6 protein-coding genes are annotated in these 6560 nt (G+C 56.3%); 5 read left to right on the top strand and 1 reads right to left on the bottom strand.

Annotated features, from left to right (window positions below):
- From AB4043_RS20220 to AB4043_RS20205, 4 genes are all read left to right on the top strand, one after another.
- Positions 1-787: glycoside hydrolase family 27 protein (locus AB4043_RS20220; RefSeq protein WP_442307907.1), on the top strand; the 787-nt coding region annotated here is incomplete at its 5' end.
- Positions 788-968: 181 nt separating this feature from the next.
- Positions 969-2753 (top strand): PAS domain-containing protein, encoded by a 1785-nt coding sequence (locus tag AB4043_RS20215; RefSeq protein WP_442307906.1) that lies wholly within the window; start codon positions 969-971, stop codon positions 2751-2753.
- Positions 2753-4075, top strand: coding sequence for an ATP-binding response regulator (locus tag AB4043_RS20210; protein WP_442307905.1), 1323 nt, complete (start codon positions 2753-2755; stop codon positions 4073-4075). The genes AB4043_RS20215 and AB4043_RS20210 overlap by 1 nt, the downstream gene beginning before the upstream one ends.
- Positions 4017-4418 (top strand): response regulator, encoded by a 402-nt coding sequence (locus AB4043_RS20205; RefSeq protein WP_442307904.1) that lies wholly within the window; start codon positions 4017-4019, stop codon positions 4416-4418. Before AB4043_RS20210 ends, AB4043_RS20205 begins: the two co-directional genes overlap by 59 nt.
- A 131-nt stretch (positions 4419-4549) precedes the next feature.
- Here the strand turns inward: AB4043_RS20205 and AB4043_RS20200 are convergent, their stop codons facing one another.
- The gene (locus tag AB4043_RS20200; RefSeq protein ID WP_442307903.1) at positions 4550-5761 is read right to left on the bottom strand and encodes a hypothetical protein; all 1212 of its coding nucleotides are present in this window, start codon (positions 5759-5761) and stop codon (positions 4550-4552) included.
- Between AB4043_RS20200 and AB4043_RS20195 the strand changes: the two genes are divergently transcribed.
- The coding region (locus AB4043_RS20195) for a GMC family oxidoreductase N-terminal domain-containing protein (protein ID WP_442307902.1) at positions 5754-6560 on the top strand (807 nt) is incomplete at its 3' end. The genes AB4043_RS20200 and AB4043_RS20195 overlap by 8 nt on opposite strands.

Genomic DNA, 6560 nt, shown 5'->3' with positions numbered 1-6560 from the left:
GCATGAAGGAAGTTATGGGCATGAAGTAGAGGATGCGAAAACCTTCGCAGTATGGGGAGTCGACCTCCTGAAGTATGACTGGTGCACGGCCTCTCGGGTTTATCTGCCATCGGAGAGCCAGGCGGTCTTCCAGAAGATGGGTGCCGCGTTGCAGGCTACGGGCCGAGAGATTCTTTACAGCCTTTGCCAGTACGGGATGGAGGATGTTTGGTCGTGGGGCTCCGATGTAGGCGCAAGTACCTGGCGTACCACGGCGGACATACATGCCGATTTTGGGACGATGCATCAAAACGCACTCACGCAACAGATGGCGGCCCCATTCTCCGGACCTGGTCACTGGAATGACCCAGACATGCTGGAGGTGGGAAATGGCGGCATGAACGATCTTGAGAACCGTTCGCATATGAACCTCTGGGCCATGCTGGCTGCACCCCTTTTTGCCGGTAACGACGTACGAACTATGACGGAGACCACGCGAGGCATTCTTCTGAATAAGAAGCTCATCGCAATCGATCAGGACGGCCTGGGACGGCAAGCCGTCCTGAAGCGCAAGCTCGGTGGCTTTGAAATATGGGAACGTCCCCTTGAAAACGGCGACCGCGCGGTGCTGCTCCTTAATGTGGCGGAGATGCCGGAAAGTCACGAGTTCTCCTGGCGATCGATCGACGTTCCACTTCCGACGTCGATCCTCGATCCATGGTCTACAAAGGGTATCCCCGCAACCACTCAGATCAGAATCGATCTTCGGTCCCACGAAAGCCGGCTTCTCCGGCTGTCTTTCCGGTGATGGCAAGATGACGTTCGCAAGTCCGGTCAGATCGGTCGAGCCTTCGTTGAAGAGTTTTCCCATTTCGGGAAGTAATCACGGCCAGGTGACTTCAGGGCCATTTGGGGAGTATCCCTGCCCCGGATAGGATCAGAATCAAGATCTCCGAACGTAGTACCGATGTAGTGGGTGGTTAAAAACAATGCTTCCAGGACGCGACGTGCGGCCAGACGAGTTGCACGCAGACGAGTCTGCACGCCTCAAAGCCGTGCGCTCTCTCCTGCTATTTGAGATATCGAGGGAATTTGAGGAAGTGTTGGCCCTCGCCGGCGAGATATGTGAAGCCCCGATGGGCGCAATCGCGCTCGTCGAAGAAGACTGTGTCATCTGCAGATCGAAGATAGGGATCGAGACAAGCGATCTCGCTGGCTATCAGCCGATCTGGATGTACGTTCTGGAACAGGGCGATCTGCTCGTTGTCAACGACACAGAGCTGGACCCACATTCTCGTGAGCTTGCGCGCCGGGTTGGAAACGGAGTCCGTTTCTACGCGGGGATTCCGTTTAAGGCGCCCAATGGGGAAATCCTCGGCGCCTTGTGTCTTATGGATACCCGCCCTCGCGAACTTGGGGCCGTCCAGATCCGCTCTCTGCGTGCGCTCGGTCGTCAACTCGCCCTGCAGCTCCGGCAATTGATGGATGAAGCAGCCCTGGATCAGGCCACGGGTGAGATTCAGCGAAGAGATCGGATCTTTCGCTGTTTCCTCGATGCACTGCCGATTGAGGCACATCTTAAAGACCACCAGGGGCGGATTCTTTTCTATAACAAGAAACTCGCGGAGCGCTTCGGTATCTCGCAGACAGAATGGCTTGGCCGCAGCAGTGTAGATCTGTGGCCGGACACGGTGGCTCGCACGATTGCTCAGGAAGATGAGCAGATCCTGCGTTCCGGCAGCATGCTCGATCAATGCGTGGAGACCGTTGATGCTTCGGGTGGCCCGATGTACTGGCGCGCGATCAAAGTGCCTCTTGAGGGGGCGGCAGATGATCGTATGGTTGCGGGCATCTCGGTGGAGATTCCCGATAAGGTCAGAACCGCCCGGCACCTGGATGAACTTCGCAACGAAGCAAGTGCTTTCGCCAGTGCCGCAGAGACCAGCCGGCGGCGCTTCGATGCGTTTATGGACAGCAGCCCCTTTCTGGCGTTCATCAAGGACGCGGAGGGACGCATGCAGTATTACAACCGGACATTTGCGGAGCTCTTCGACATCTCACGGAGCGAGTGGATTGGGAAGACTGACCATGAGTTATGGCCTCGAAAAGCAGCGGATTCCTTTCGTGAGGTAGATCTGCGTGTGCTTGCAACCGGCACTCCCGTCGAAGTGGAAGAGACGACGCCTGGTCTGGGCGAAGGTCTGGAATATTGGAGGACCCATAAGTTTCCTCTCGCCGGTTCAAATGGAGAAATTTATCTCGCCGGTGTCGCCATGAACATAACCCTACACCGAGAGCAGGAATATCACCTGGCGCGTTCGCTGAACGAGAAAGAGGTGCTCTTGCGAGAGATTCATCATCGGGTGAAGAACAATCTGGCTGCCATCTCCAGCTTGCTCTATCTTCAGTCTCTTGATGCAAATGACCCGGCAGCCCGGCAGGCGCTGGAGCAGAGCCGCAGCCGCGTGAGATCCATGGCCCTTGTCCATGAGTCCCTCTATCGTTCCGGCGACCTGAATGCGGTCGAGTTCGGTACCTATACCAGAGAGCTGGCGGAAAACGTCCATATCAATCACAGCGCCGGCGCTCATATCCAACTGATCACGCATGTGGAACCGGTAGAGATATCGATCGATCGCGCCGTCCCGGTCGGTCTAATCATGAATGAGCTGCTGACCAACGCGTTCAAGCACGCCTTCAAGGGAAGAACGCATGGCAGAGTTACCGTTTCGGTGACGGTCAAACCGGAAAACTTCAACCCCACCTCGTGCTGATGGACATCCATCTCAAGGGCGACATGAGCGGCATTGAGGCAGCAAGCGCGATCAACGAGGATGGAGAAGTCCCCATCATCTATCTCACCGCGCACTCCGATGCCTCTACCGTCAGTAGGGCCAAACAGACCGCTCCCTTTGGGTATCTGCTGAAACCTCTCGATGAGAGGGAGCTGCTGATTGCCATTGAGGTTGCGACACAACGGTCCCGGCTGGAGCAACGACTGCGCGACGGTGAGCGCCGATATGCGGCAACCCTCTCCTCCATTGGCGACGGAGTCGTTGCGACCGATGTAGACGGGATGGTCACCTTTCTTAATCCAGTAGCGGAAGAGCTGACGGGATGGACGCTCGCAGAAGCATCGGGTGTTCCTGTCGAACAGGTGCTGACGTTTATTGATGATGTCGCCAATACGGTGCTGGAGAATCCGCTGCAGCGGGCTCTGCGAGAGGGCGAGACGCRTTATCTCAAGGGAGAAACGTCTCTCATGACGCGAAACCGGCAGCTTATCCCGATTGATGACTCGTCGGCCCCCATCAGGGACGACGATGGTCATATCGTGGGAGCCGTATTAGCCTTTCGCGACGCCAGGCAACGCCGTCTCTCAGAAAATGCGCTTCGTATCGCGACCGATCAGCTCAATCGCTCGCAAAGACTTGAAAGCCTGGGCCGGCTGGCCGGCGGCATCGCTCATGACTTCAATAATCTTCTGACGATCATCAACGGTTATTCGCAGCTTCTGCTCACGGAGCATCCGCTGGATGCAACGCAGCGTGAGCTGGTCGACGCAATTTTGGATGCAGGCGACCGCGCGGCGAAGCTGACACAGCAACTCCTCGCTTTCGGAAAAGGCCAGCTTATCCGGGCTGAGCGCATTCGCCTGAATGATGTGATGTCACAGACGCATAATCTTCTGCGCCGGATTATTGGAGAAGACATCCGCATCGATCTTGTGTTGTCAGAGAAGGTGAATGAGATCTTCGCTGACCCCACCCAGGTTGAGCAGGTGGTGATGAATCTCGCCACCAACGCACGGGATGCGATGCCTCTGGGTGGAATACTTCGTCTCGAATCCAGGCTGACACGAATAACGGGCGCTGCCGCAAGACTATCTCCAGGGCTCAAGCCTGGTACCTACGCTCAACTTATCGTCTCCGACACTGGAATAGGTTTCAGCGAGGAGGTTCAACGCAATATCTTTGAGCCCTTCTTTACTACCAAATCGAGTGGCAAGGGCACCGGTCTTGGCCTTGCCATGGTCTATGGCATTGTCAAAAGAAGGGCCGGTCACGGGAAGAACGGTCCTCATTGTCGAGGATGAGCCGGCCATTCGTGCCTACACCGCAGCAGTGTTGAAACGTGAGGGATATACGGTGCTGGAAGCATGCGATGGGATGGATGGGCTCAGCGTTGCAGAGGGGTACGACGGCGAGATCGATCTGCTGCTYACCGATGTCGTGATGCCAAACCTGGGAGGCAGGGAGCTGGCAGAGAAGCTGCAGACGAAACGCCCCGTGCTGAAGACGCTTTTTCTTTCCGGCTACACCAATGACAAGGAAGCACGCGAGGGCTTCCATAAAGGGCAACTCGCGTTTCTGAGCAAGCCATTCAAACGGAATGATCTGCTGCAGAAGATCAATGAGCTCTTCTCAACCGTGCATTAGAGCAATGTTCCAGGGCGGGCGTCCTGGCAGAGAAACAAGAAAAGCAGATTTCTCCGCCAGCAAAACTGGACGTGGACCCGAGCGCTTCAAAATGACAAAGTGCAATCGCTCTGAACCGTAGGTTCCACGAATCACTGACGATGCAGCATGGTCGTTGCCTGTGGACTGTCAAGCACCTGGTAGTGCTTCATCAATTCAATGATCATTGTTGCGAATCCGTCGTTGAAGATGTCGGTATGGTCGCGAATGACTTGTTTGGGAACTGTCGTTACCCAGAAGGCAGTATCGTTCCATCGAGACGACCTGGGCGCCAGCTCGAAGCATGTTCCCCGCGCGTGAAAGCGGACCATATCCTGCGTGCTCACGCAGGGCGCTTGCGTGTTGTGAACCTCGTGGCTGAACAAATAAGGGATGTGGCCTGGGGTATGCGTGAAGAACGTCTTTTGTGGCGGCGCCTGTGGCATGCCCTCATAGTTTGAACGGAAGCTCTTGCTCGCCGCAGACAAGCCTTGCCCCAATGGAAAGGCCACGCCCGTAGCTGTGTCTCCGACGGATGTGACCGAAAGAAACAATGGGCTCTTGCCGGCGGTCTGTCCTCTTGCTACATCGAAGCCGGTCCGCTGCATCAGCTCGATCATCTGCTTGGTGCGGAAGCTGTCGGTCGCGGGATTAACGTAAACCACAAGATCGGCGGGGGAGAGTTGTTCGCCTTGATCGCCGCTTCCTGGACGAGGAATCAACAGACTCACGAACGTATTGGTGAGTGCGGTTTCAAGCACACGCGCTCCGAAGGAATGCCCGACGATCACGATGCGGGAGCTCGGGCTGTTTTCTTTGGTCGCCCCCATAATGCGGTAGAGCGATTCGGCAAAGTCCGTGCTGCCCACGCGCTGCGCCGCGTACCTACGATTCCAGAAGGTTGCGAAGAGATCCCCGGCTACGACTTGGCCCCGCCACGCCATGTACACGCCGACGTAAGCCGGCGTGTGATGGACGCCCTGCACGCTCATGGCTTCCGCGCGCGAGAGCCGCTCCATCACGATCTTGAAATCGTGCAGGTTCTTCTTCTCCTCATTCTGTTTCGAGGCGTTGTTCTTCCAACCGTGGATAAAGACAACAACCACAACTTCGCCGGCGCGTTGTTTTTCCGTTCGAATAAGGTCAACAGTGCGGGACAACTGGCAGCTATCGACCTCGGATATCGAGGCGCACTTTTCCCATGCCTCACCCATGTCATCGAATTCGATGGCTGCAAGCTTAAAGTGCGAGCCTCCGGGGATTCCGTCGATTGTGGGAGAGGTCTCGATTGCTGCCGAGCCAGGACGATAGATCCGGTTGGGCACGCAGCCTGTTAACAGGGCCAACGTCGAGAGCACACCGAGCGGATATAACTACCGCATCCCTTGCTTTCATCCCTTCGCGAGTGAAGACCCGGCGATGAGCTGGGACTTTTTCGTACGCCACTATAGCGACCAGGCAATGCAGCAGAAGGATACGAAGTTTGTCGCTGAACAAAACGGCATCTTCTATCCACGTGCTGGAACCCTCGGCGGCTGTACCGCTCACAACGCGATGATCACCGTCTATCCGCAGAATAGTGACTGGGAGCATCTCCAAGCACTGACCGGTGACAATTCGTGGTCGCCGGAGAACATGAGGCGGTATTTCGAACGGATTGAGTATTGCGACTACGTCTCTTCCTTTCGGCGCTTGAAAGAGGCGATCCTGGGCATGTTGCTAGGCAAGGGATCGAATCCTTCCCGACATGGGTTCAGCGGCTGGCTGCACACGCAGATCGCAAATCCAAAGATGGTCTTCAAGGATGAAGAGCTGCTGAAGCTGGTAACGCTGGCGGCGGTAAAAGGCCTCGCCAACCATATCGACAATGTTGGGCTTGCGCTGGAGACTCTTTTTGACCCAAATGACTGGCGTGCGGTTACAAGTACGAGCCGTGAAGGTGTAGTGCTGACGCCGCTGGCAACGCGGTCCGGCTGTCGCAACAGTGCACGGGAACGCCTGCTCGATGCCGCCGGCCGTAGCCAGGGGCGCTTACAGATTCAGTTGAACGCCCTGGCCTCACGTGTCGTCTTCGAAGGAACACGCGCTGTTGGCGTGGAATATCTCGCCGGAAGAGGTTTATAC

Source organism: Terriglobus sp. YAF25 (assembly GCF_052113305.1).
In the GTDB taxonomy this organism is placed as follows: Bacteria; Acidobacteriota; Terriglobia; order Terriglobales; family Acidobacteriaceae; genus Terriglobus.
Note: the sequence above shows the minus strand (reverse complement) of the source record. Positions and strands in the feature narration are given on the sequence as shown.